This is a genomic window from Streptomyces sp. NPDC059371, assembly GCF_042751995.1.
Classification (GTDB): Bacteria; Actinomycetota; Actinomycetes; order Streptomycetales; family Streptomycetaceae; genus Streptomyces.
In genome coordinates this window covers 120470-121888 of record NZ_JBHYXD010000011.1, presented here as the reverse complement: position 1 = coordinate 121888, position 1419 = coordinate 120470, and the positions used below count along the sequence as shown (strand labels likewise).

Here is a 1419-nt window from a genome sequence, read left to right as displayed (position 1 = left end):
CGCGGTGGGGCCCCCCCGCGCCCACCCGGGATCTCCGCCGGCCCGCTTACCCCGTGCCAACCCGGCGCTTTGGGGGGTCGGGCCCCCCCGACCCCAACTCCGGGCCCGGGGCGAGCTGATCGAGGGTCGGGGAGCCTCGGTCGCTCAGGCGCTTGGCCTCCGTCAGCGAGGCGGCGAGCGCGGGCGGGCAGAGAATCCAGCCGATGCGCAGCGCCGGGGCGAGCGACTTGCTGACGGTGCCGATCGAGACGACCCGGTCCGCCGCCAGGCCCTGGAGCGCGCCCACCGGCTCCCGGTCGTAGCGGAACTCGGCGTCGTAGTCGTCCTCGATGATGTACGCGTCCCTGCGCATGGCCCACTCGATCAGGGCGATCCGGCGTTCGGGGGCGAGGACGACCCCGGTGGGCCACTGGTGGGCCGGGGTGACGATGACGGCACGGGCCCCGGTCGCGTCGAGCGCGCGCACGTCGACCCCGTCCTCGTCGACCGGTACGGGCACGGCCTTCAGACCCGCGACACCGGCGGCGGCCGACGCGGTGGCGGGGCCGCCCGGATCCTCGTACGCCACCACCCGCACCCCGGCGAGCGCCAGGCTGCGCAGGGTCAGTCCGAGTCCCTGCGCGTAGCCGGAGCAGACGACGATCCGCTCGGGGTCGGCCGCGGCCGCGCGCACCCGACGCAGATATCCGGCCACGACCTCGCGGAGCACCGAACTCCCGCGCGGATCGCCGTAGTCGAGACCCGACGTCGGCATCGCGCGGGCCGCCTCGCGGGTCGCCCAGAGCCAGTCGGCGAGCGGGAAACCCCCCAAGTCCGGTACGCCGTGCCGGAAGTCGGCGATCAGACGCGGGGCGGCCCGGTCCCGGGAAGCGGGGGCGGGCGGCGCGTGCGCTCCCGCGGCGACCCGGGTGGCGGAGCCGACCCGGGTCACCAGGTAGCCCTCCGCCTGGAGTTGGGCGTAGCAGTCCTGGACGAGGCCGCGCGACAGACCGAGTTCGCGGGCGAGTCCGCGGGAGGAGGGAAGCCGTTCCCCGGAGCCGAGGCGGCCCGTGCGGATCGCGTGGCGCAACTGCCGCTCGAGCTGGGCGCGCAGGTGCTCGCCGCTGTCGCGGTCGACGGACAGCAGCAGCTCGGGTGACGAACCGGTCCACTGCGGAGGCATGGAATTGGAGCTTACCGGCGGTCCGGCCGGAACCTAGCGTCGTTCCCATGACGCCTTCCCGGATACGACGGACCTTCCGGCCGACCGCGTGGACACCGGTCCCGGCGCCCACGCCGTGCTCGACCGCGTCCCCGACGCCGCGTCCGGCGGCCGTGGGGGGGGCGGCCGGCGGGGGCGGCGGGAGGGCGCCCGGGGGGCGACGGGCCCCGGATATGGGCCGGGGGTTGGATGTGAGGGGGGGGGGGTGGGTGGTTCGG

1 protein-coding gene is annotated in these 1419 nt (G+C 76.3%); it reads right to left on the bottom strand.

All coding sequences use genetic code 11. The annotated features are described in order from the left end of the window. Positions 1–46: 46 nt before the first annotated feature. Complete coding sequence (locus ACFXGX_RS09620) at positions 47–1162, bottom strand: PLP-dependent aminotransferase family protein (RefSeq protein ID WP_384787199.1); 1116 nt, start codon at positions 1160–1162, stop codon at positions 47–49. Between the last annotated feature and the right edge of the window lie 257 nt (positions 1163–1419).

Coding starts and splice junctions, on each gene's coding strand:
- ACFXGX_RS09620 (WP_384787199.1), bottom strand. CDS start 1,162: ATGCCTCCGCAGTGGACCGGTTCGTCACCCGAGCTGCTGCTGTCCGTC.